General features: G+C 40.3%; 24 protein-coding genes. 5 read left to right on the forward strand and 19 right to left on the reverse strand.

Going from position 1 to position 20853, the window contains the following annotated elements; genetic code table 11:
• Positions 1-3: 3 nt before the first annotated feature.
• The 17 genes from J4O15_RS14900 to J4O15_RS14975 all read right to left on the reverse strand — a co-directional run bounded on the left by J4O15_RS14900 (position 4) and on the right by J4O15_RS14975 (position 16211).
• Positions 4-276 (reverse strand): ACT domain-containing protein, encoded by a 273-nt coding sequence (locus J4O15_RS14900; RefSeq protein ID WP_243762102.1) that lies wholly within the window; start codon positions 274-276, stop codon positions 4-6.
• A gap of 20 nt (positions 277-296) precedes the next feature.
• Complete coding sequence (locus J4O15_RS14905) at positions 297-1091, reverse strand: MBL fold metallo-hydrolase (RefSeq protein ID WP_208101356.1); 795 nt, start codon at positions 1089-1091, stop codon at positions 297-299.
• Between the two features lie 4 nt (positions 1092-1095).
• Positions 1096-1656, reverse strand: coding sequence for a dephospho-CoA kinase (gene coaE, locus J4O15_RS14910; RefSeq protein WP_208101358.1), 561 nt, complete (start codon positions 1654-1656; stop codon positions 1096-1098).
• Complete coding sequence (gene polA, locus J4O15_RS14915) at positions 1656-4298, reverse strand: DNA polymerase I (protein ID WP_208101359.1); 2643 nt, start codon at positions 4296-4298, stop codon at positions 1656-1658. The genes coaE and polA overlap by 1 nt, the downstream gene beginning before the upstream one ends.
• A 10-nt stretch (positions 4299-4308) precedes the next feature.
• Positions 4309-4644 (reverse strand): zf-HC2 domain-containing protein, encoded by a 336-nt coding sequence (locus J4O15_RS14920; RefSeq protein WP_009220381.1) that lies wholly within the window; start codon positions 4642-4644, stop codon positions 4309-4311.
• Between the two features lie 2 nt (positions 4645-4646).
• Positions 4647-5123: a methylglyoxal synthase gene (locus J4O15_RS14925; RefSeq protein WP_009220380.1), complete on the reverse strand. Its 477-nt coding sequence runs from the start codon at positions 5121-5123 to the stop codon at positions 4647-4649.
• Between the two features lie 29 nt (positions 5124-5152).
• A complete protein-coding gene (locus J4O15_RS14930) occupies positions 5153-6466 on the reverse strand; it encodes an SPFH domain-containing protein (RefSeq protein ID WP_208101360.1) in 1314 nt (437 codons plus the stop codon).
• Positions 6467-6609: 143 nt separating this feature from the next.
• Entirely contained in the window at positions 6610-6735 is a 126-nt protein-coding gene (locus J4O15_RS16200) for a hypothetical protein (protein ID WP_023353337.1), read from the reverse strand.
• A gap of 10 nt (positions 6736-6745) precedes the next feature.
• Entirely contained in the window at positions 6746-7936 is a 1191-nt protein-coding gene (locus J4O15_RS14935) for a site-specific integrase (protein WP_002983018.1), read from the reverse strand.
• Positions 7937-8011: 75 nt separating this feature from the next.
• Positions 8012-8215, reverse strand: coding sequence for an excisionase (locus J4O15_RS14940; protein WP_002983016.1), 204 nt, complete (start codon positions 8213-8215; stop codon positions 8012-8014).
• A gap of 429 nt (positions 8216-8644) precedes the next feature.
• Entirely contained in the window at positions 8645-8896 is a 252-nt protein-coding gene (locus tag J4O15_RS14945) for a helix-turn-helix domain-containing protein (protein WP_003060825.1), read from the reverse strand.
• A complete protein-coding gene (locus J4O15_RS14950; RefSeq protein WP_009220377.1) occupies positions 8877-9320 on the reverse strand; it encodes an RNA polymerase sigma factor in 444 nt (147 codons plus the stop codon). Before J4O15_RS14950 ends, J4O15_RS14945 begins: the two co-directional genes overlap by 20 nt.
• 505 nt (positions 9321-9825) lie before the next feature.
• Positions 9826-11292 carry an ABC transporter ATP-binding protein gene (locus J4O15_RS14955; protein WP_002983007.1) on the reverse strand — a complete coding sequence of 489 codons (1467 nt, stop codon included), beginning with the start codon at positions 11290-11292 and terminating at the stop codon, positions 9826-9828.
• Positions 11293-11319: 27 nt separating this feature from the next.
• Positions 11320-12051 carry an energy-coupling factor transporter transmembrane component T gene (locus J4O15_RS14960; protein WP_009220376.1) on the reverse strand — a complete coding sequence of 244 codons (732 nt, stop codon included), beginning with the start codon at positions 12049-12051 and terminating at the stop codon, positions 11320-11322.
• On the reverse strand, positions 12051-12653 hold the full coding sequence (locus J4O15_RS14965) for an MptD family putative ECF transporter S component (RefSeq protein ID WP_208101361.1): 603 nt from the start codon (positions 12651-12653) through the stop codon (positions 12051-12053). The genes J4O15_RS14960 and J4O15_RS14965 overlap by 1 nt, the downstream gene beginning before the upstream one ends.
• Positions 12654-12688: 35 nt before the next feature.
• Entirely contained in the window at positions 12689-14431 is a 1743-nt protein-coding gene (locus J4O15_RS14970; protein WP_208101362.1) for an ABC transporter ATP-binding protein, read from the reverse strand.
• The gene (locus J4O15_RS14975) at positions 14424-16211 is read right to left on the reverse strand and encodes an ABC transporter ATP-binding protein (protein ID WP_009220373.1); all 1788 of its coding nucleotides are present in this window, start codon (positions 16209-16211) and stop codon (positions 14424-14426) included. The genes J4O15_RS14970 and J4O15_RS14975 overlap by 8 nt, the downstream gene beginning before the upstream one ends.
• A 199-nt stretch (positions 16212-16410) precedes the next feature.
• Between J4O15_RS14975 and J4O15_RS14980 the strand changes: the two genes are divergently transcribed.
• From J4O15_RS14980 to J4O15_RS15000, 5 genes are all read left to right on the forward strand, one after another.
• Positions 16411-17025, forward strand: coding sequence for a TetR/AcrR family transcriptional regulator (locus J4O15_RS14980; protein ID WP_002982989.1), 615 nt, complete (start codon positions 16411-16413; stop codon positions 17023-17025).
• Between the two features lie 564 nt (positions 17026-17589).
• Complete coding sequence (locus J4O15_RS14985; RefSeq protein WP_009220372.1) at positions 17590-17919, forward strand: plasmid mobilization protein; 330 nt, start codon at positions 17590-17592, stop codon at positions 17917-17919.
• The gene (locus J4O15_RS14990; protein WP_208101363.1) at positions 17880-19223 is read left to right on the forward strand and encodes a relaxase/mobilization nuclease domain-containing protein; all 1344 of its coding nucleotides are present in this window, start codon (positions 17880-17882) and stop codon (positions 19221-19223) included. The genes J4O15_RS14985 and J4O15_RS14990 overlap by 40 nt, the downstream gene beginning before the upstream one ends.
• A gap of 114 nt (positions 19224-19337) precedes the next feature.
• A complete protein-coding gene (locus J4O15_RS14995; protein ID WP_208101364.1) occupies positions 19338-19670 on the forward strand; it encodes a DUF6050 family protein in 333 nt (110 codons plus the stop codon).
• 21 nt (positions 19671-19691) lie between these two features.
• A complete protein-coding gene (locus tag J4O15_RS15000; protein ID WP_009220369.1) occupies positions 19692-20114 on the forward strand; it encodes a nuclear transport factor 2 family protein in 423 nt (140 codons plus the stop codon).
• 404 nt (positions 20115-20518) lie between these two features.
• Here the strand turns inward: J4O15_RS15000 and J4O15_RS16590 are convergent, their stop codons facing one another.
• Together J4O15_RS16590 and J4O15_RS15010 are read right to left on the reverse strand one after the other, a co-directional pair.
• On the reverse strand, positions 20519-20650 hold the full coding sequence (locus J4O15_RS16590; RefSeq protein ID WP_434954700.1) for a cysteine-rich VLP protein: 132 nt from the start codon (positions 20648-20650) through the stop codon (positions 20519-20521).
• Positions 20647-20853, reverse strand: coding sequence for a transposon-transfer assisting family protein (locus tag J4O15_RS15010; RefSeq protein ID WP_009220368.1), 207 nt, complete (start codon positions 20851-20853; stop codon positions 20647-20649). The genes J4O15_RS16590 and J4O15_RS15010 overlap by 4 nt, the downstream gene beginning before the upstream one ends.

The raw sequence follows: 20853 nt of genomic DNA on the forward strand, positions 1-20853 counted from the left end.
CTCCTAGAGTCTGTGCATGGATTCAAAAATTTCTTCTTTTTGTGCTTTTATCTTTACCCCTATACTGTCTCCAAGGGAGTCCAAATCCTCTGAAACCTTTGTGAAATTCACTGTGGACTTTTCCATATCCGTGATCATCATCATGTTAAAATATCCGCTTACAATAGTCTGGGATATATCCAATATATTTATTTTATTATTCGCAAGATAGGTACATACTCCTGCTATAATACCTACCGTATCCTTGCCTACCACAGTTATTATAACCTTGTTCATAATTTTCTCCATTCCTAATGCTAAATATAACAAATCTCCGATAATTCGTCTCTTTTTGCAACCTCTATATCAAAATCTTTCGGATTATAAGGTCTTTCATCTGCAAAAATTTCAAATCTTACACTTTCAAGTGCCAGCTCCGGAAGATTGTTTTTATCAGACAGATGTCCGAGGAAAATCTTTTTGATCCTGTCATTTAATATTTCACATATAAGCTTACCTGAATTTTCATTGGATAAATGCCCCTTCTCACTTAAAATCCTTCTTTTAAGCTCATAGGGATATGGGCCGGTCTCCAACATTCTTATATCATGGTTTGCCTCTATAAGTAATGCATCAAGATTCGAAAGATAGCCGACTATATCCTTTGTATATCTCCCAAGGTCGGTAGCTACGGCAATCTTTTTATCTCCTGATTCCACTCTGTATCCGAAAGGCTCATTGGCATCATGGTCTATATCAAATGCCAAAACATCCAAATCTCCAAGCCTTATATGTCTTTTTGATTCTATTATATGAAAATAATCCGTAATTTTGGAGTATTTATCTCTATCCTTTAAATATCTGAGTGTACCCTCGGAAGCATATACAGGTATTTCATTTTTTCTTACAAAAACTTCCAAACCTGCTATATGATCGCTATGTTCATGTGTCAGGAAAATCCCCGAAATATCCCTGCCGCAAAGTCCCAGTTCATTTAATCTTGTTTCTATTTTTTTATTGGATATACCGGCGTCCACCAAGATGTGGGTGTTTTCACTGCCGATATATGTGGAATTGCCGTCACTTCCACTTGCCAAGCTAACCAGTCTCAAAATATCACCTCAAAGCCTCTCTTATGTTTTTTTCCAATTCAGACCTGTCACCGTTATTTTGTATAATTATATCCGCAATAGCCTCAAACTCGGACTCATTTGGCTGCTTTGAGATTATCTGCTCTATCCTATCTCTTTCCAAGCCTCTTGCATTTATCAATCTCTCTATTCTGATATCTTTATCCGTATGCAGATACCAGATGGAATTATAGATTTTTTTATCATCCGGCAAAAGCGCCTGCTCCACCACATTTAATCTGTTCTCTAAAAGTCTTCTTTTGATTTCATCATTTACCAATGGATGTATTATACTGTTTACCCTATGCAGTTTGTCTTTATCATAGTAAAGTATATCACCTAATTTTTTTCTATCAATGTTTTTTTTATCATCCAGTATCAAATCTCCAAAAACAGACTTTAGGGCAGTATATCCTGCCCTGTCTTTTTCATATAAAAAATGTGCTATTTTATCCGCCTCAATAATATTTGCAGAAAATTCTTCTTTAAGTATTTTTAAAGCTTCACTTTTTCCGGAACCAATGCCGCCGAGGAGCAAAATATTCATTATTTTGCCTCCAACCATGTTTTTCCGATATGTGCATCCACTTCCAAAGGAACTTTAAGACTTACAGCCTCTTTCATGGTCTTCTCAACCAGCTTTGATACCTTCTCCGCCTCATCTTCCTTTACCTCTATCAAAAGCTCATCATGAATTTGCAATACAATATTTGCATCATATCCGCTCTCTTTCAGCGCCTCATCCACCTTAAGCATGGATATCTTCATAATATCTGCGGCACTTCCCTGTATAGGTGAGTTCATTGCCACTCGATCACCAAAGGATCTTGTCATAAAATTGGAACTTTTTATCTCAGGTATAGGTCTGATTCTTCCAAACATTGTCTTTACAAAGCCTTTTTCCTTGGCATCAGCCACCTGCTTATCCAAAAACTTTTTTACACCGCCATAGATTTTAAAATAATTATTTATATAATCAAGCGCTTCTTTTCTGGATATACTAAGGTCTTCTGAAAGTCCGAATGCCGATATGCCATAAACCACTCCGAAGTTTACAGCCTTTGCATTTCTTCTAAGTTCAGGTGTTACCTCCTCAAGCGGCACATGGAAAACCTGTGATGCTGTAGCTGCATGTATATCTGCCGCAGAATGATAGCTTTCTATAAGTTTTTCATCACCTGAAAGCGAAGCCAGAACTCTTAACTCTATCTGTGAATAATCCGCATCCACAAATACATATCCGGGCTTCGGCACAAAGATATCCCTTATTTTGCTGCCCATCTCAGTCCTTACCGGAATATTTTGCAGATTCGGCTCGGTGGATGAAATACGCCCTGTAGCTGTGATGGTCTGATTAAATGTACCATGTATACGACCGTCTTCTCTTATATAGCCTGCAAGTCCTGTAGCATAGGTTGAATTAAGCTTTGTCAGCTGGCGGTATTCAAGTATATCTCTTATTATCTCATGCTCCGGAGCCAGCTTTTCAAGTACATCGGCGGCAGTTGAATACCCCGTCTTGGTCTTTTTTCCTCCTGAGAGTTTAAGTTTTCCAAATAATATCTCTCCAAGCTGCTTTGGAGAATTTATATTAAAGCTCTCTCCCGCCTTTGAAATAATGCTTTCTTCAAGTTTATCTATTTTTTCAAGCAAGGTATTTGCATATTTTTTTAATCTTTCTTCATCCACTCTTACTCCGGTATCCTCCATCTTTGCAAGTGAATATATCAAAGGCATTTCTATATTTTTATATAAATCATCAAGCCCAAGCTCCGATAATTTTTTCAATATATTTTCTCCTGAATGTACTGCAACATAACTTTCCATAGCAAAGTAATTTATCGCCTTTTCATCATTAAATCTTAAAACCTCATTTAACTTCGCCTTGCCTATCATCTCAGACTTTGAAGAACAGGCACTTCCCATATAATCTCCGGCGATATCTTCAACAAAATAACTGTCCTTTAAAGGATTTATAAGATATGCCGCTACGGATATATCATAGAAATTCTTTGCATTTTCCATACTTTTAAGCAATTTTAAAAGAGGCTTTAGAGAAAGTATATATTTTTTTGCATCCAAAGCCGTGATTTGCTCCAATATCTCTGCTATATTATCCAGATCCTTTATAATATAACTTTTGTTATCCAAAGTAATGGAAATGGCATATAGTTCACTCGTATGATAGCTTTTTATAGCAGTTTCCTCCAAACAAACGGATATACCGAATTCCCTTGCTTTTTTTAAGATTTTATAAAGGCTCTCCCAATTTTCCCCGGTATTTATAATATCTGTCTCTATTTCTATATTACTTGTCGTTTCTACATTTTCATATCTTTTTAAGAAGGATTTAAACTCCAGCTTATTTATCCACTCAAGGCTCTCCTTTGTATAAAGATTTCCCACCACCATATCGGAAATTTCCGTTTCTATCGGTGCATCTGTCACTATGGTTACAAGCATCTTTGAAAACTTTGCATCTTCTATATGCTCAGCCAATGCCTTTGATGCCCTTGGCGGTTTTAATTTATCCACATGTTCTATGGCATTTTCGATGGAATGATATTCCTGTATTATTTTTGTAGCTGTTTTTTCACCTATTGAAGGTACTCCCGGTACATTATCGGATGTATCTCCCATAAGTGCCTTTACATCTATAAATTCCTTTGGTGTTACACCATATTCATTCATTACATCCTCAGGCAAATAGTCGTGAACTGTAGTCACTCCCTTTGATGTCTTTGGAATTCTTATTTTTATATGAGTATCACTAAGCTGCAAAAGATCCCTGTCACCTGATAATACACTGACAAAAACCTCATCACTTTGATATCTCTTTGCAATAGTACCTATTATATCATCCGCCTCATATCCCTCCTTCGTGAGAATGGGGATATTCATAGATGAAAGTACTTCCTTTATAAGCGGTACCTGCTCCCTGAGTTCATCAGGCATTGACTTTCTTGTACCCTTATATTCCGCATACGCCTTATGCCTGAATGTAGGGGCAGACAAGTCAAAAGCGACTGCTATATAATCAGCCGCCTCCTCGTCCAAAACTTTGAACATAATATTCAAAAAACCGTAAACCGCATTTGTATGAAGTCCCTGTGAGTTTGAAAGCTCCGGAACTCCGTAAAAAGCTCTGTTTAAAATACTATGTCCGTCTATCAGAACTAATTTTTTCATATATCTCCTACTAAAAGAACCATATTCTTAATTGCATCATTGCTATGATAAATACTCCGAAAAACATAAGCGTATTTATGGAATACTTCAAAACCATACCCAGGAATATTATAAAAATTCTCTGGTATGCTTCTCTTATGTGACTGTTAAGGGCAGCTGTCAAATCATATTCGATGTCCTCACTATCCGACTTATCCAGTCCCACATGAACTATATAATAGATTTCAAGCTCATCCATACAAGCTTTGCAACCCCTTACATGTTGCAAAAAATCTCTTGTTTCTTCTATGGAAAGCTCATCATGTATAAACGGTATGATGAGCTTTCTGGCTTCCCTGCAAGTCATATCTATGACATTTCCTTAACCCTTTGGGAAATATTTTCTTTAAAATTTATTACATCATGATCATATTCCGTATCCATAAGCGAAGATGTTATAAGAAAATCGGCACTTGATTTATTTATAGCCATAGGTACATCATAAACCTGTACTATTCGAAGCAATGCCTTAACATCAGGATCATGAGGTGCTGCAGTAAGCGGATCCGTAAAGAATATAACAAAATCTATCTTACCTTCCACCACTCTTGCACCTATCTGCTGATCTCCGCCAAGCGGACCTGAGTTATACCCCTTCACGGTAAGTCCCGTCTTTTCCGTAATAAGTCTGGCTGTCGTACCTGTTCCATACAGTTTATGCTTTGCCAATATATCCTTATTATCTTCACACCATTTTATAATATCAGGCTTTTTTCCGTCATGTGCAATCAATGCAATATTTTTTTCTTTAGGAATTGTAAGGGTTACCTTGTCTATATTATTCATAAAGTCTCCATTCAATTAAATCATCTAATTTAGAACGGTTTTCCACACTCCGGGCAAAACTTTGGAGGATTGCTCGGATCATTTGGAGTATATCCGCATGACGAGCAATGAATTTGAGCTGCTACAGGCTTAGGCTCTCCACATTCTGAGCAGAACTTTCCTGTATTATGTGAATGACCTTGGCTGCATGTCCAGCCATCCGCCGCCTGCTGACCGCTGCTTTGCGACATGGCATTACCGCCCTGTGGCATCTGATTGCCCTGCTGCGGCATACCGTTCATATTTGGCTGATTACCATACATCTGTTGATTAGCCTGCTGCTGTGCCTGCTCATTTGCAGCCATCTGATAAAGCTGGTTTGCATTCATTCCACCCATTTGACTTGCCATATTCATACCTGCAAATCCCATCATTGCGCCTGCTGTATTTTTTGCCGCATCTCTCATAGCATCAGCCTGTGCCGAACTAAGGTTTGCAGCTGCCATAGATGCTTTCTGGAAAACAGCTGTTCTTTGAAGCTGCTTTATCATGTCCTCATCTTCCGGTGGAATAGACATACCGCTTATTGCAAATGAAGCAATCTCAATTCCAAGTCTGTCTCCCCACTTACTTGACATTATACTGTTAAGCTCATCCGCAAGTTCCATAGCATGATTAGGAATATCACTGTATCTTGAGCCTATTCCCGAAAGTCTTCCAAATGCAGGCTGAAGCGAATTTAAAAGATCTGCAGTCATCTGATCTAAAAGCTTCCCCTCAAGTCTGTAATCACCTGCTATATTTCCTGTTACATTTTGATAAAAAAGTAAAGGATCTACTATTTTGAAAGAATATTCACCATGACATCTGATTTTGGAATCAATATCAAGTCCGATATTTGAATCCACTATTCTGTATGGTATAGGTGTGGAAGTTCCGAATTTAAATCCCGGTACCTCCTTTGTATTGATATAATAGACTCTGGTATCTCCGGTAGCACCGCCTCCAAACACCAATCTGCTCTTAAACTGCTCCCATGTCCTTTTCACTGTTTCTTTAAGATTACCTGCAAAAATAGTAGGCTCTTCAGTATTACTGTACACATATTTTCCGGTTTCGGCACAGACATCCTTTATTTTTCCGTTTTCAACCACTATCATACACTGACCGTCCGCCACCGCAATAATAGAGCCGTCTGTAATAACATTATTTGTAGATTTATTATTTGAACCTCTCTGGTCCACTCTTTTTTTACCTTTTGTTACGAGTAAATCACCTTCCAATGAATCCTCATAGAAATAGTCTCTCCATGAATCTGCCAGTACACCACCTGCTGCACCGCTTATAGCTGAAATAAGTCCCATAGATTCTAACCTCCTGTTGCGCTTAATTTTTAAAGCGATAATTACTATGATTATATCAATTTTTTACAATCAATACCAGTAAATCAATTATTAAATATTTATATAAACTCTAATACGATTTTTAACTATCTTCTCAAAACTTCTTATATGCCGGTATAGCCTGTCTTTACAGGCATTGCCGGTATTTTATCTATCGGGAGATACTCACATATTTTCTTAAATCCGCTTGTGTTTTCGCTTTGAAAGGTAGTAAAGAAGTAGTAAAACATCTCTTTTCCTTTAAGCCACCAGTCTGAAAAATTCCGCCTGTGCGCTGTCAAAGGTGGCGTGTGCGTAATAGTTCAGGGTCATCGTTATGTTGGCGTGTCCCATAAGATACTGCAAGGCTTTCGGATTCATTCCCGCATTTGCCATATTGGTACAGAATGTGTGCCGCAGAGTATGAGGTGTTGTTACCACCGGCAAAACTTCCTCGTGTTTCTTGTTGTACTTTTCTACAAGTTTGCGAAACATAATATCATAGTTAATGTAGTTTTGAGGTGTTCCGTTTCTTGTAAGAAAGAGAAAGCCTGTATAACCGTCAACAGTAAAATCGCTTTTTCTTCGGTTCTGCATCACTCTCTGCAAGGCTTCCAGTACGCGGTCACTCATTGGAATTTTACGAATGCCGTTTTCCGTTTTCGGAGTTTCTATGCGGTAGGACTTTTTACCGGAGTATTGAAGCTGATGATCTACATTGATTGTCCGATTCTCAAAGTCAATATCACTGTCCGTTAGTCCGCAAAACTCGGAAATACGAAGTCCTGTTCCAAGCAGAATGATAAGCTCATCATAATACTTGTAATAGACCTTATCGCTTTTCACGAAGGAAAGCAGGCTTTCTTCCTGCATGGGCGAAAGAGGAATTTTCGGCTCGGTGTCATCCTCAATAACTGTATTGATATGAAAGTCAAAAGGATTTTTTCTGATACAGTCATCCTGAATAGCGGTGTAAAAAGCTGCCTTTAGAGAACGCTTATGGTTGCTAATCGTGATAAAAGAATAGCCTTTTTCTTTCATGCGTAAAGCCCATTCCTTTGCATCAGACATTTTTACATTCTCAATGCTGCATGCTCCGATTGTATCTTTCTCAAGTATTCTCATGAGCTGCTTTCGACCTTGTTTTGTACCATGCCTTACATTTGCATGATTTCGTATGTGCTTCTCATAAAGCTGGCATACGGTCATTTTCTTTCCTACAGGGTCAATCCCGTCATCAAGGTCTTTTTGTATTTCCTTAACCTTTTCACGCAGGGATTTATCCTCACGCTTACCCTTAGGGGTCTTATCCGTAGGAACTAATTTCCATGCGTACACAAATTGCGGTTTCCCAAAGGTATCTGTATATTTGTAAGCATATCTCCCGTCTTTTCTCTGGCTCTCACCTGACCGCAAAACTCGGTTCTTGCTGTCCCGTCTTTTTCCTGACATTTTATGCTCCTTTCCAAGACGGAAAGAGCCTTGATATGCTATATCTATTATACCATCGTCAAGGCTCGATCTCCATTAGATTGTGTCAACCGTATCGATCATTTTTTCAAACTGTCTGCGCTTGATCTGAATACGGTTGCCATTTAATATAACCCAATTTGCAGTAGGATTTTCTTCTGCCAGTTTTCGCAGCTTATTTTCTCCGATGCGAAAATACTTTGCCGCTTCTTCTATGGTAAGGGTATATTTCTCCCAGATAGGCACATCCGTTTGATTCATCTCATCGCCCCCTTTCTCAAAATAGGTATAAGTAAAAGTTCTGATATTCATATTTAAGAAAGGCATTACCGGATGGCTGTAAGCATTAGCCTCACGGGAATCTCACCCCTGCATGGTTCTCATGTAGCCCTACCCATTGCCTGCGACGCTTCTAACGCTCGGACTGTGGCTGTAAGGGAGTATCATTATATATTTTGTGCTGTCATGGCTTGCAAGGTGCTACGCTTGCTTTGCGGTAGAATATTTCTCGCTCGGCTTCCGTGTAGGGAAGTGTCATGGCGTATTCTCCGCACAGCTAAGGCACAAAAGGAAAGTGTCCGGTTTGCCCTATAATACGCCGCCGTTATCTTGCGGGTATATTTGTCAAAGAACAGGCGGCAAGTATTTTCTGCCTTGTCTGCGGAAAGGGGAGCGCAGATTGTTACAATCTTAAATCTTGAAAATCAGGACAGCCTGCATGAGCTTTGAGCGAAGGCGATCTCGCATATCCTCATCTATGCCGTAATAGGTGTTTCCCCGTTCATCACGGAGCTTTCTCATAGAAAGGTGTGCGATATAGCCTGCGTAATGCTGGCAGACAATATTCATTGCCTGTGGCTCTCCTTTGGTTGCGGCTATGATTACCGGATAAGGCAACAAGCCGCGTTCATCATCGGTTGTTTTACCAGCCTGGGTAGTCATAAGCGTGTTCCTCCAAATAGCGTTTCAACAGCTCAAATGAGCTGGTTCTTCGATACTGCACTGTGCTTCTCGGAATCTGATAGAGTGCTGCGATTTCCGCATCGCTCATATCAAAGAAGTAGTAGAGCAGGACAGCTCTTCTTTTTTCTTCCGGCAAGCTGTGGATCGCATCGGCAATAAGATTTGCACTCAATTCCTTTCCACCTGCGAAAAATGTTTGTTCTTCTTTATCTTCCGTAAAAAAATCTTCACAGGTATAAAGTTGGTTTTCCTCTTTCGGTGTCAGGTCGGAAAAGTTAATTTCGTGTGCCTGCCGCTTTTTAAGATCCCGATGGGCATTGATACTTTCGTTTTTCAATGTCCGCTTGCAGAAGCCGTTAAATGCGCAGCGTATCTGCCATTCGGTTCTTTCAGGTTCATTCATGGTATTCACCTCCTTTCGCAGCCGCGAAAGCGGGTAGAATTTCCCCTTTCGTAAACCCTCAACAACACAGAGTTGAAAACTGCCAAAGAAAAGCGAATATTTTTGAAAAAAAGTTTTTGTAGGCACAAAAAATCCCGACTGCACAGGGCAGCCGGGATCGGACATGAAAAGATAGCTATATGGATATGATGTAACAGGTTATCCGTAAGGGTACGGAAACCCGGAAATAGAATATATCCCCTTTAACTTAAGATGACGAAAAATAAACACGACGATACCTCCTTTGATACCGCTGTGTTCTGTGAATAGAGTGACGCTATACATCCTCCGCATCCTTTTTCAAAACAGAAAACGGCGGTTTGAAATTGTGACACTTTCAAAATCGCCGTCAGATCAAATCATATTAACTTTTCAGGTTACAGCATATCCTTGACAGCAGCTTTGTTTTTGTAAAGATAGATGAAATAGCATTTTTCATTGCGCCAAATAATGTAATTTGATTTTCCTATTCATTTTCAAAATAGCGGGAAATAAAAGCTATATTTTCATCTGTCCATTCCCCAAAATGTGACACAATACCGTTGTCCATAAACATCATATAATCGCAACAATATGCGACAAGTTCAGGATCATGGGTTATAATAAATTGGGTTTTGCCCATATCAGATAGTTTTTGGATGCAAGCTGCGACCTCTTTCATATGGCGGTAGTCCAATCCGCTGGTTGGCTCATCATACACGATGATTTCCTTGTGCGTAGCAATGGCACCGGCTATTGCCACACGTTGTTTCTGCCCGCCTGAAAGAGACATGGGATGGCTATCCTTGTACGATAGCAGATCCAACATGGACAGAATGTTCTCCGTGTAATTTTTTCTCTCTTCCTCAGAAATATTTTTAGCCCCAAGTGTTATCTCATCAAAAACGCTTTCTGCAAAAAGCTGGTGGTTGACATCCTGCATCACCATGTAACAGAGTTTCAGTCTCTGTTTCGATTTATATTCTCTCCCAAGGAATGAAAAGGTTCCTTTAATTTTTCTTTCTAAGCCGCACAAACACCTGGCCAGAGTTGTCTTTCCTGCACCATTATTCCCCAGCACTGCAACAACGGAGCCTTTTGGAATCTTCAGGTAGTCAATATTGAGGAGATTTTCCTTTCCGACAGTAAAAGAAAAATCCCGGAGTTCTATCCCTTCATCTGTCCTTTTGCTGCTCACTCGCAGCGGCACAAAGTGGCTTATCCCACGCAAGCCCATTTCATGTAAAGAGGGAAGCGGCTTTCGGAAAAAAATCTCACCGGTGAACTCTTGTTCAATTTTTCCTTTCCTGAAATACAGAACCCGGTCTGCAAGTCTGCGAAGCCAAGCCAGTCGGTGTTCTGCTACAATAACCGTCTTTCCTTGCGCCTTCCACAAAGACAAAATATTCTCAAGCTCATGGATTGTACCAATATCCAGGTTGGATGTCGGTTCATCCAAAACCAAAATATCAGGCAGCAAAGCATGGACAGAGGCACACGCTATTTTTTGTTTTTCGCCGCCGCTTAGTGTAAATAAGTTTCGGCCAAGCAGTGGTTCCAATCGCATTGCGGTCACCGTATCATCAAACCGCATTAGTATATCTTTTCGCTCCATGCCCATATTTTCACAGGAAAAGACGATTTCGGTATCCGTTACCAGGGTATAGAATTGTGCTTTAGGATTCTGAAACACAGAACCAATATAAGGAGCCAGTTCATGAAGTTCAAGCTCTTTTGGAATCATAGTATTAACCTGAACCTTACCGACGAGTGTCCCTTCATAATAGTTTGGAATCAGTCCATTAATCAAACGGCTGAATGTGGTTTTCCCACTGCCGGACTCCCCACACAACAATACAATTTCTCCTTTGGAAATTTGTGCGGAGTTATCAAGAATCGCCGCACCGTTTTCGGCATTCTCATAAGTAAAAGATACATGTTCAACTTTTATCAAAGAAAAATCTCCTTCTAAACATTTTAGCTACCACCCAAAGAATGCGGAAAGAACATAGCAAATAATAATGGCAATACAGAACAACAGTGCGACTGCATCCTGCCAGTGAAATCCTATCGGGCACATATTTGTGCGTCGCTGTGGGGAATCCAATCCCCGCGTGAGAGCTGACGTAGACAGCTCATTTCCAATTGTTACCAACCCTGTCAGAAGAGGCACCATTCTATATTCCAACATTTCCATCGGATTGCGCCAGCTTAAGTCCCGCAGACGCATAGCATCACGAATCGCTTTGTACTCCTCCCGAATTGTAGGAATAAATCGAAACATTACGGATACCGGAACTGAAATTTTTTTGGATATATGCAGTCTGTCCATAGCTGCAACAAATTCACTTACCGTTGTTGTTAATATCAAAAGGCAAAACATGGACATCCCTGGCAGCAGCTTTGTAAACATGGCAATCATACCGGTGAAAAGGAGGTTGAACAGTGGCGACACATGAGGCATCAATAGCCTCGGTACGGTTGCGGTGACTATATACATAACAACATAGTAGGCTGCAATCTTTGTTTTTTTCAAAAAAACAAGAAATAAAAGAGGAATAGCGGCAAGGCATGGCAACACGAATCTCATTATTCCGATAATATCACTTGACATCATGACACAGGAAACCGTCAGGCAAAGCAGGATCTTTGTACGTGGGTCAAGATACATCTGCTTTGCTGTCGGCCTTGTATTTCGTAATATCGTGTTCATCAGACCAGCCCACTTCTCAAAAAGTGCTTTTTCAGTACAGCCCGACCAAGCAAACCGCCAAGTATGCCTCCGATAAAAGCGGAAAGGATAACTGCATGGAACATCCACCAATAGTCAAGCCATCCGGAGATGGTGTACATGAAATCCTGTCCGTATGTCGCCGCATTTTTATTGAGCCATTCTGCACTGGCATTCAGCCAATGGATATAGTTGGCGCATGAGGTGAGCATCAAAAGAGCATATCCAAAAACGGCACGCTTCGCACTTCGATAGTCGCCGGATTTGATAATAAATTCCACAATCAGACCAATTACAACTCCGCAAATCAACGCATCAGGTCCCATTCCGGTCAGAAGAAGAACTATTCCGTTTACGAGCTCAAAAATCAGAATCATGCCGAACTTTTTTATTTTCGTAAAGTAAAGCATCATTGGAATGCCCATTATGATCGCTGCAACAAAGGGTATCATCATAAAACCGATGGGGGTTAGACCAATAGCAACTGCAACTACAACTCCTAGAATAACATTGATTGCCGTAAAAATTCCTACATTCATCAAATCTTTACCATTCAGTCGGTTCTGGTTCACTTCTTTTTTCATTTTATTCGATCCTTTCGTTGATAAATTTTTCATAATTATATAGATTTTTTTACAGTCCATGCTAAACTTTCATTTTGCAGTAAGTAGAGGCGGTGATATAAGCCCTTATGTTTCATAAGCTCTTCATGCGTACCGGTTTCCAATAACTGACCCTCCTTCAAAACGACTATCTTGTCGCACTCCACGATAGAGCGAAGTTTGTGAGCAATGATTAAGACTGTTTTATTCTCAATCAGTCTGCCGATCGCCTGCTGGATTTTTGTTTCGTTTTCCGGGTCAATCGAAGCCGTACTTTCATCCAGCAGAATCACAGGAGCGTTCTTCAGAAATGCCCGTGCAATCGAGAGCCGTTGACGCTCACCGCCGGAAAGCGTCTTGCCGTTTTCTCCGATCACTGTATCGTAACCCTGAGGGAGCCGATGTATAAACTCGTCACATTGAGCAAGTTTCGCCGCCTTCATGACTTCCTCACGAGTTGCATTCTCTTTCCCTATCTTTATGTTGTTGTAGATGGTGTCATTGAATAACACCACATCCTGAAACACAAAAGAATAATTCTTCAAAAGCTCATCTGGCGCAATATCGTTGATATTTGTTCCGCCTAAAGATACGCTTCCTCTGTTTACATCCCAAAAACGGGCAGCCAGTCGGCAGAGTGTACTTTTCCCGCATCCTGATGGTCCGACTAACGCAGTGATTTGTCCCTGCTTAGCGATAAAAGAAATGTCATGCAGGACGTCTTCCTCATTGTAGGCAAAGGATACATGTTCAAAGGTAATATCAAAGGTTTCGGGATGCAGATTCTCAGCTCCTTTCTGCTCAGGATAATCCATCAGCTCCCGGATCCGTTTGGCGCTTACCAGCGATGAAATCATTACGCCTAAGGACTCACAGGCCTTTGTCAGCGGCTCGTAAATTCTGACGGCAACCAAAAGGAAAAGGAGAAATGTAAACACACTGATTTCCCCTGAAATCAGAAGTGTAGATCCAGTAACGATAACCAGACCTACGCCGGTTCTCATGATGTTATGAGAAAAACTAATCGTGGATCCTGACAAAAACTCATATAAAACAAGTCCTGTCAAAACGCGCTTGATTGTTACAGCCAGACGGTTTTGATATCCCTCCATTTTTTCTGAAGAGCGCAACACCTTAATGTTTTCCAGATACTCTTGAAGTCCGTCACTAATGTCAAGTTTCTTTTGTCGATTTCTTTTATTTGTTCCTTCGGAGATAACGCGGCACAGGGACATTATAATAACTACCAGAGGAAGGCAGATAGCCAGACTGCCAGCCAGCTTCCAGTTATAAAAGGCAATAACAATAAGGCAGGAAACACCTGACAAAAAGCCGCCTATAAACTCCGCTACACTTGTTGCCAGAGCCGCTTCCACAGTGGCAACATCATCCATAACTGTGGATGTCAGATCACTCAGGTCACGCCGTCCGATATAAGACAATGGAAGCTTTCGGATTTTATCCGCAATGTCCATACGAAGCCTCATATCTTCAGATGTCGATGTTAGATGCTTATTCCGATAGGTTATGCGATATGTAAAGAAAATTGCAAGCAGCAATACAAAAGCGACGCCCCAGTACCCCAAAAGCGGAATATCTCCCTGTGTTATTCCAAAATAACGGTTCACCATTTCATTCGCCACCATTGCTAGTAATATTACCGGCAGCAGAGTGGCAATATTGAACAGTCCCATATACAGCCCGGATTTTAGGATTGCTCTGTTTCCCTCGTCGCTGATATAGTATATTTTTTTAAGCATAGTGTGTGCCTCCAATCCGCCATGAAATGCTGCTCTGATATTCTCTGTACATTCCGGCATATACACCATCCAAATCCATTAATTCGCGGTGAGTCCCTCGTTCTACAATACTCCCTTGCTTCAAAACGCAAATTTGATCTGCATGTATAATCGTGGAAAGCCGATGTGCAATCATAACGACCGTTTTCCCTCGCAGCAGCTCGTCAAGAGCTTTCTGGATCAGATATTCATTTTCAGCATCCGCAAAGGCTGTAGCCTCGTCCAGCAATACCACGGGTGTGTTTTTAAGGATTGCGCGTGCAAGAGCAATGCGCTGCATCTCCCCACCGGAGAGGTAAACTCCTTTTGTTCCGATTATTGTATCTGCACCTTGCGGTAATTTCTCAATAATATTGTCACATTGAGCAAGATGAAGTGCATGTAGAATTTCCTCACGAGAAGCATCCGGATTAAAAACAGCGACATTTTCAACAATCGACATCTTAAACAGGTTGGTATCCTGAAACACAATACTGACCTGCTCCATCCACTGCTTATAATCCATATCCCGTACATCTACTCCGCCAACCCTGATAGCCCCCTCCTGAACATCCCAAAATCTTGCAAGCAAATTGGTGACAGTGCTTTTGCCGCCGCCTGATTCTCCCACCAGTGCAGTAATTGTTCCTTCTTTTATATTCATAGATACATTATTCAAAGCTTTTGCGGCTCCTTTTTCATATGCAAACGAAACATGTTCAAAAGCAATATCATACCCTGAAGGTTTACGAGGATTTGTCGGTTCCGGCAAAGGGTTTTCCTCCAATATCCTATCAATTGCATCCAAGGAAGCTTTAGACAGCATCAGATTTGAAGAGCTGCTCATAATACGGGCTAAAATTGTAACTACCATGGGGATAATGACAGCAAAAAACAGAAAACTCAATACCATTTTTTCAGGATTGCCGCCCGCATTAAAAAGGATAATCCCTCCGGGAATTAAGAAAAAGAATATCCCATTGATAGCCGCATGATAAGCACCGTCTGTATTTTCCATTGAGAGTGCATACTTTAACAAATAGTCACTGTACTCTTTTACTGCGGCTTTATAGCGCCTGAAGGAATTGGCAGTTTGTCCGAATACCTTAACTACGGAAATGCCTCTGACATATTCCGTAACCGCATTGCTGATGTCCTCGGCGGATTTTTGATATTGTTTTGCAAAGCCCTCGCTCTCATCTTTCAGCATATACACAAGGATTCCAAAACCGATTAATATTGGGATCAGACAAATCAAAGACAGCCGCCAGTCATATATAAACATAAAAAACAAAAAAGCAATTGGCAGCGCAACAGCTCCCGCAAAATCGGGGATTTGATGCGCAATCAGTGTTTCTAAATTGTCTGAATTCTTTTCTATAATCTTTCGCAGTTTTCCGCTGGGATTTTGGGTATGATACCCCAAAGGCAAGCGTCCCACATGCCGAACAAGCCGGATCCGCAACCTCGCTACTGTATTAAAGGCGGTAATATGGGAAAATAACAATGCCATACCATACATTCCAAAGGACGTGAGGATAAAATATACAGCACGCCAGCCCATATTCACCATATATGCTTGGTCGAGGGAATGTATGTCACCGAGAGATTGGACAATCTCTTTCATAACGTTATACACACACACGAAAGCATATAGGTTGATAACTGCGGAAACCGCGGACAAGATAATAGAAATTATCATTGTGATTTTGAATAAGCCCATGTAACCAAACAAACGGCTCATTACCTTGTTTTCTTTCATAATATCAGCCCCTTACTGCCATTAAGTTAGATCTTGCTAACCACAGGCGAAAAATATATGCCGCTTCGGCGGCATTGAAACGATGTTTCAATAAAAATATACAACTTCTATCAGATGCTGTCAAGACAATTTTCCTTGACACATTTTATTTTGATTCATAAAATGAAAACAACGTTTCAGTCAAGGAGAGAAGAATCATATGAAAAGAATTACCGGTGTTTCAGAGCGCCTATTGGAATGCGCAAGAGATGAATTTTTAGATAAAGGTTTTCAATCTGCCTCCATACGTGATATTGCAAAAAAAGCGAATACTAGCGCTCGCGCTGTTTATACGCGTTTTCCTAACAAAGAAGGTCTGTTTGATGCGATTGTTTTACCGATTTCAGATGGACTCGTAGAGTTATATCAGAATTACGCAGACCAATTCTGGTTAAAAAACAAAGAAAACCGCAGTGCTGCATTCGCCTCTATTGATGATACAGCAATCTATCTTGATATGATTGATTATATTTATGATCATAGAGATGAATTTTTATTGCTTCAATGTTCTTTGGATGGCACACGGCAAACAACTCTGATTGATAAGCTAACAGAAATAAATCTTTCTTATGTCTATACACAGAGCAATATTGCAAGCATGTCCGGTACTGACGAAGATTTGATGCGAGGTGTCCTTCACATGCTGACAAACTCTTTTTATTCTTCTATGTTTGAACCATTGCGTCACGGTAAGAATCGGTGTGAGGCTCGCTTTTACATTGATAAATTGTGTGTGTTTTTTGTTGCTGGAATAAGTTATCTGATAAAAGGATAAGGACCTTGTTGTCCTGAAACTCGACAACAGAAATCTTTCTCCTATTTTATTTTCTGCCAGAAGTGTCTGTCTCCACTTGATGAAATATTAACGCGAAAAGAGCTTGCAGCGCATATACATCTTTCTCACCGTTACATAGCTTCTATTAAAAACAGCGAGCAACCCCCCTCCTGTAAGTTTTCTATCGACTCGTTACTCACTTGGATATATCCGTCGATCAATTTTTTCTCGTAGAAGGGCACCACAAAGACCATACAACGACGTCAGCTCGACGCCCTAATTGACTGTATCAGCGAAAACAATCTGTGGATCATCACCCCGCCGCTAAAGAAAGCGCAGATACCGAACAGAAAAACTCCTTGAAATAAGCAATTTTCCTCCCGCTCTTTTGGCAAAATGTGAATTCCCGTTGTTGTAGAGATTAAGGGATAAGTGGAATAGCAAGCATAGGAAAGGGGTACCCTTTCCGTATTTTCAACTCCTTGCACTATTAGTGCATAGGTTGAAAATTGCTTGTTGGGAAGTGTCCCAAACCCTCTATGAAAACGGAAAGGAAATTCACCTATGAATAACAGAAAAAGAAATGTGCAAATTAAATTTCGTGTTACGGAAGAAGAACGCATTTTGATTGAAGAAAAAATGAAACAGGTGCCTACAAGAAATGTGGAAGCGTACCTTCGGAAAATGGCGATAGACGGATATATCATTCAGGTAGATCACAGCGATATAAAGAAAATGACGGCAGAGCTTCAAAAAATCGGGGTCAACATCAATCAGATTGCAAAAAGAGCGAACGCGACGGGAAATGTGTATCAGGAAGATATAGAAGAAATCAAAGGAGCCTTAAAAGAGATATGGCGGTTACAAAGATTAAACCTATTAAAAGCACATTAAAAAAAGCTCTTGAATATATCCAAAATCCCGATAAAACCGATGACAAAATGCTCGTTTCCTCTTTCGGATGCAGCTATGAAACCGCAGATATAGAATTTGCCTTTACGCTTTCACAGGCACTTGATAAAGGAAACAATTTAGCCCATCACCTGATACAGTCCTTTGAACCGGGAGAGGTCAGCTTTGAAAAAGCCCATGAGATTGGAAAGCAGCTTGCAGATGCCGTAACAAAAGGACAGTATGAATATGTCCTAACCACTCATATTGATAAAGAGCACGTCCATAATCACATCATTTTTTGTGCCGTTAATTTCGTGGATTATCACAAATATAATTCCAACAAAAGAAGCTATTACGGAATCAGAAATATCAACGACCGTTTATGCTATGAAAACGGCTTGTCGGTTATCACTCCGGAAAAAGGGCGAAAAGGAAAAAGCTATATTGAGTATCAGACAGCAAAGACAGGTACAAGCTGGAAAGGGAAACTGAAAGAAGCGGTTGATCTTCTGATTCCTCAGATAAAGGATTTTGAAGAGCTTTTAGAGAAGCTGCAAGCTTCCGGATATGAAATCAAACTCGGCAAATATGTTTCCTGCAGAGTTCCCGGACAAGAGCGATTTACAAGGCTGAAAACTCTCGGTATTGATTATACGGAAGAAGCAATCCGAAAGCGCATTGCAGGAATAAGAAGTCGTAATGTTAAGATACCGAAGCAGGAACAAGGAATATCCCTATTGATTGATATTGAAAATAATATCAAGGCACAGCAATCGGTAGGCTATGAACATTGGGCGAAGATCCATAATCTGAAACAGGCTGCAAAGACAATGAATTTCCTTACGGAAAATAACATCCTGCAGTATGAAGATCTGATAAAGAAAATAGATGAAATTATCCTTGACAGTGAACAGACGGCAGACAGCTTAAAGCAGAACGAAAAGAAACTTTCCGATATGGCTGTTCTTATAAAAAATATCTCAACCTATCAAAAGACAAAGGATATTCACAGAGGATATATCAAGGCAAAGGATAAGGAAGCATACAGGCGTAAATATGAAAGCAGCCTGATCCTTTATGAAGCTTCCGGAAAGGCACTAAAGGATGCAGGCATTAAAAAGCTTCCGGAATTGGCAGCTTTGCAGAAAGAATATACCGCCCTGCAAAAGAAGAAAGAAGCCATATATTCCGACTACGGAAAGCTGAAAAAGAAAGTCAAGGAATATCAAAAGATCAAGCAGAACGTTGATACGATTTTACAAAAGGAAAAATCAGGCAAGGAGCATACAAAAGCCCTTGAATAATTCCTCTTGTGGATGATGAGTAAAATCCATGGTATGATATGGCTAACTAAAGAAACGGGAAAGAAAAAATATTAAGGACAGAAAACAGTTTCCGGAAGAAAAGGAGCTGATATTATGACACGCGGGGAAATATGGAAAGATTTTTTTAAGAAAGTAATAGTGCCGGTTTTACTTACAGCCTTTCTCTTTTATTGGGGAACGAAAATATTTACGCAAAACGGGGCAACAAACTATTTTTATGTATGGTTGTTTTGCGGTGTTCCTTTCGGTATCAGAAGAATGTTTTTATGGCTGATTCCGGTAAATCATGACTTTACTGCAACGGTAGGAATATTTGCTGTAAATATCATTGTCGGCGGATTGATCGGCTGCATTGTGATTATATGGCAGCTTCTGGTTGCGGCATGGTATATTCCGCTTACGATATATAGGCTTGTAAAAGAATAATGTACAGAAAGAAGTGTTTTTATGAAAAGGGAAAAAGAAAGAATTATCCGAAGCTGGTTTGAAATGTGGCTTCATAAAGAAGATACGGATATTCAAGATTTGTTTGAAGAAAATGCCGTGTATATAGAAAGCTGGGGACCGGAATATCACGGAGCAGAGAAAATCAAGCATTGGTTTTATGAATGGAATACTCGCGGAGAAGTTCTAAAATGGGATATTAAACAGATTTTTCATAATGAAAATCAAACGATTGTCTTTTGGTTTTTTGAATGTGAAATGAAAGACGGTATAAAACAGAGCTTTGACGGAATATCTGACATAACATGGGGTATGAACAAAAAAATAGTAAAGCTTCAGGAATACGGCTGTAATATAGAAAGATACGATCCTTATGCGAATGGCGAAAATCCTGTATTCAGAAATGAAAAATCCTTATGGTTCTAATAGCAAAAAAACAGCGGACGCAGCAGCCACAAATTCATGACTGCCGCATCCGTTTTTTTTGCCTCCCTATGTTACGCAGTTAAACCTTGATTTCAAGGATATAGATATAAACCCTTGCCACAAGCTGAAACGCTCCTAAAAAGCAAGGTTTTACAAGGCGTTTACGCCTTCTATTTCGTAACAAGGCTTCTCTTTTTTCTCATCCTTTCCGCCGCTTGCTTTCTTGTGATTTTCTTTCTGCAGCCGGGGCAATATTTTGCATTGTTGGACTTTGATGCAAAGGGCGCTCCGTATACAGTGCAACGGCGTTTTCCCTCCGGTGCGTAAAGCTCTGAAAAAAGCTCTCTATCAAGAGGAAGCACCGCATCGGAAAACCAATGGCAAAGAAGCGAACAGGATATAAGCTACGGACAAGGACAGGCTTCCCCATCGTCAAGTAAAATGCAGTTTCCATTATCATAGTTACAGCATTCTTTTCTCACAAGGCGATTGACAAGCTTTACCTGTTTGGGTGAAAGCGTTTTTGATTTCCTCATATTTCATCGGCGGGATCAATGGAAAGCGTGGCAAATTCCTGATCGGACAGGCTGTTTACCTTTTTTACCGTACGCTTTGCAAGCTTCCGCATATCCTTATCCATAAAGGATAGAGCAAATGCGATTTTCTCCGTTACTTCCTCTTTGCTTTCGCCTCTGTAAATGCTTAACAAATTCATTTCTTCTACTGTAAAAGGATTCAT

Source organism: Lachnoanaerobaculum sp. Marseille-Q4761 (genome assembly GCF_017565785.1).
GTDB lineage: Bacteria > Bacillota > Clostridia > Lachnospirales > Lachnospiraceae > Lachnoanaerobaculum.

What these genes read in the sequence shown, in the direction of transcription:
- J4O15_RS15010 (WP_009220368.1), bottom strand. Translation starts at nt 20,853, where the DNA reads ATGAATCCTTTTACAGTAGAAGAAATGAATTTGTTAAGCATTTACAGA.
- J4O15_RS14980 (WP_002982989.1), top strand. Translation starts at nt 16,411, where the DNA reads ATGAAAAGAATTACCGGTGTTTCAGAGCGCCTATTGGAATGCGCAAGA.
- J4O15_RS14990 (WP_208101363.1), top strand. Translation starts at nt 17,880, where the DNA reads ATGGCGGTTACAAAGATTAAACCTATTAAAAGCACATTAAAAAAAGCT.
- J4O15_RS16590 (WP_434954700.1), bottom strand. Translation starts at nt 20,650, where the DNA reads ATGAGGAAATCAAAAACGCTTTCACCCAAACAGGTAAAGCTTGTCAAT.
- J4O15_RS14940 (WP_002983016.1), bottom strand. Translation starts at nt 8,215, where the DNA reads ATGAATCAAACGGATGTGCCTATCTGGGAGAAATATACCCTTACCATA.
- coaE (WP_208101358.1), bottom strand. Translation starts at nt 1,656, where the DNA reads ATGAATATTTTGCTCCTCGGCGGCATTGGTTCCGGAAAAAGTGAAGCT.
- J4O15_RS14930 (WP_208101360.1), bottom strand. Translation starts at nt 6,466, where the DNA reads ATGGGACTTATTTCAGCTATAAGCGGTGCAGCAGGTGGTGTACTGGCA.
- J4O15_RS14900 (WP_243762102.1), bottom strand. Translation starts at nt 276, where the DNA reads ATGAACAAGGTTATAATAACTGTGGTAGGCAAGGATACGGTAGGTATT.
- J4O15_RS14960 (WP_009220376.1), bottom strand. Translation starts at nt 12,051, where the DNA reads ATGAACACGATATTACGAAATACAAGGCCGACAGCAAAGCAGATGTAT.
- J4O15_RS14975 (WP_009220373.1), bottom strand. Translation starts at nt 16,211, where the DNA reads ATGAAAGAAAACAAGGTAATGAGCCGTTTGTTTGGTTACATGGGCTTA.
- J4O15_RS14945 (WP_003060825.1), bottom strand. Translation starts at nt 8,896, where the DNA reads ATGACTACCCAGGCTGGTAAAACAACCGATGATGAACGCGGCTTGTTG.
- J4O15_RS14950 (WP_009220377.1), bottom strand. Translation starts at nt 9,320, where the DNA reads ATGAATGAACCTGAAAGAACCGAATGGCAGATACGCTGCGCATTTAAC.
- J4O15_RS14985 (WP_009220372.1), top strand. Translation starts at nt 17,590, where the DNA reads ATGAATAACAGAAAAAGAAATGTGCAAATTAAATTTCGTGTTACGGAA.
- J4O15_RS15000 (WP_009220369.1), top strand. Translation starts at nt 19,692, where the DNA reads ATGAAAAGGGAAAAAGAAAGAATTATCCGAAGCTGGTTTGAAATGTGG.
- J4O15_RS14995 (WP_208101364.1), top strand. Translation starts at nt 19,338, where the DNA reads ATGACACGCGGGGAAATATGGAAAGATTTTTTTAAGAAAGTAATAGTG.
- J4O15_RS14970 (WP_208101362.1), bottom strand. Translation starts at nt 14,431, where the DNA reads ATGCTTAAAAAAATATACTATATCAGCGACGAGGGAAACAGAGCAATC.
- J4O15_RS14920 (WP_009220381.1), bottom strand. Translation starts at nt 4,644, where the DNA reads ATGACTTGCAGGGAAGCCAGAAAGCTCATCATACCGTTTATACATGAT.
- J4O15_RS14935 (WP_002983018.1), bottom strand. Translation starts at nt 7,936, where the DNA reads ATGTCAGGAAAAAGACGGGACAGCAAGAACCGAGTTTTGCGGTCAGGT.
- J4O15_RS14925 (WP_009220380.1), bottom strand. Translation starts at nt 5,123, where the DNA reads ATGAATAATATAGACAAGGTAACCCTTACAATTCCTAAAGAAAAAAAT.
- J4O15_RS14965 (WP_208101361.1), bottom strand. Translation starts at nt 12,653, where the DNA reads ATGAAAAAAGAAGTGAACCAGAACCGACTGAATGGTAAAGATTTGATG.
- polA (WP_208101359.1), bottom strand. Translation starts at nt 4,298, where the DNA reads ATGAAAAAATTAGTTCTGATAGACGGACATAGTATTTTAAACAGAGCT.
- J4O15_RS16200 (WP_023353337.1), bottom strand. Translation starts at nt 6,735, where the DNA reads ATGTTTTACTACTTCTTTACTACCTTTCAAAGCGAAAACACAAGCGGA.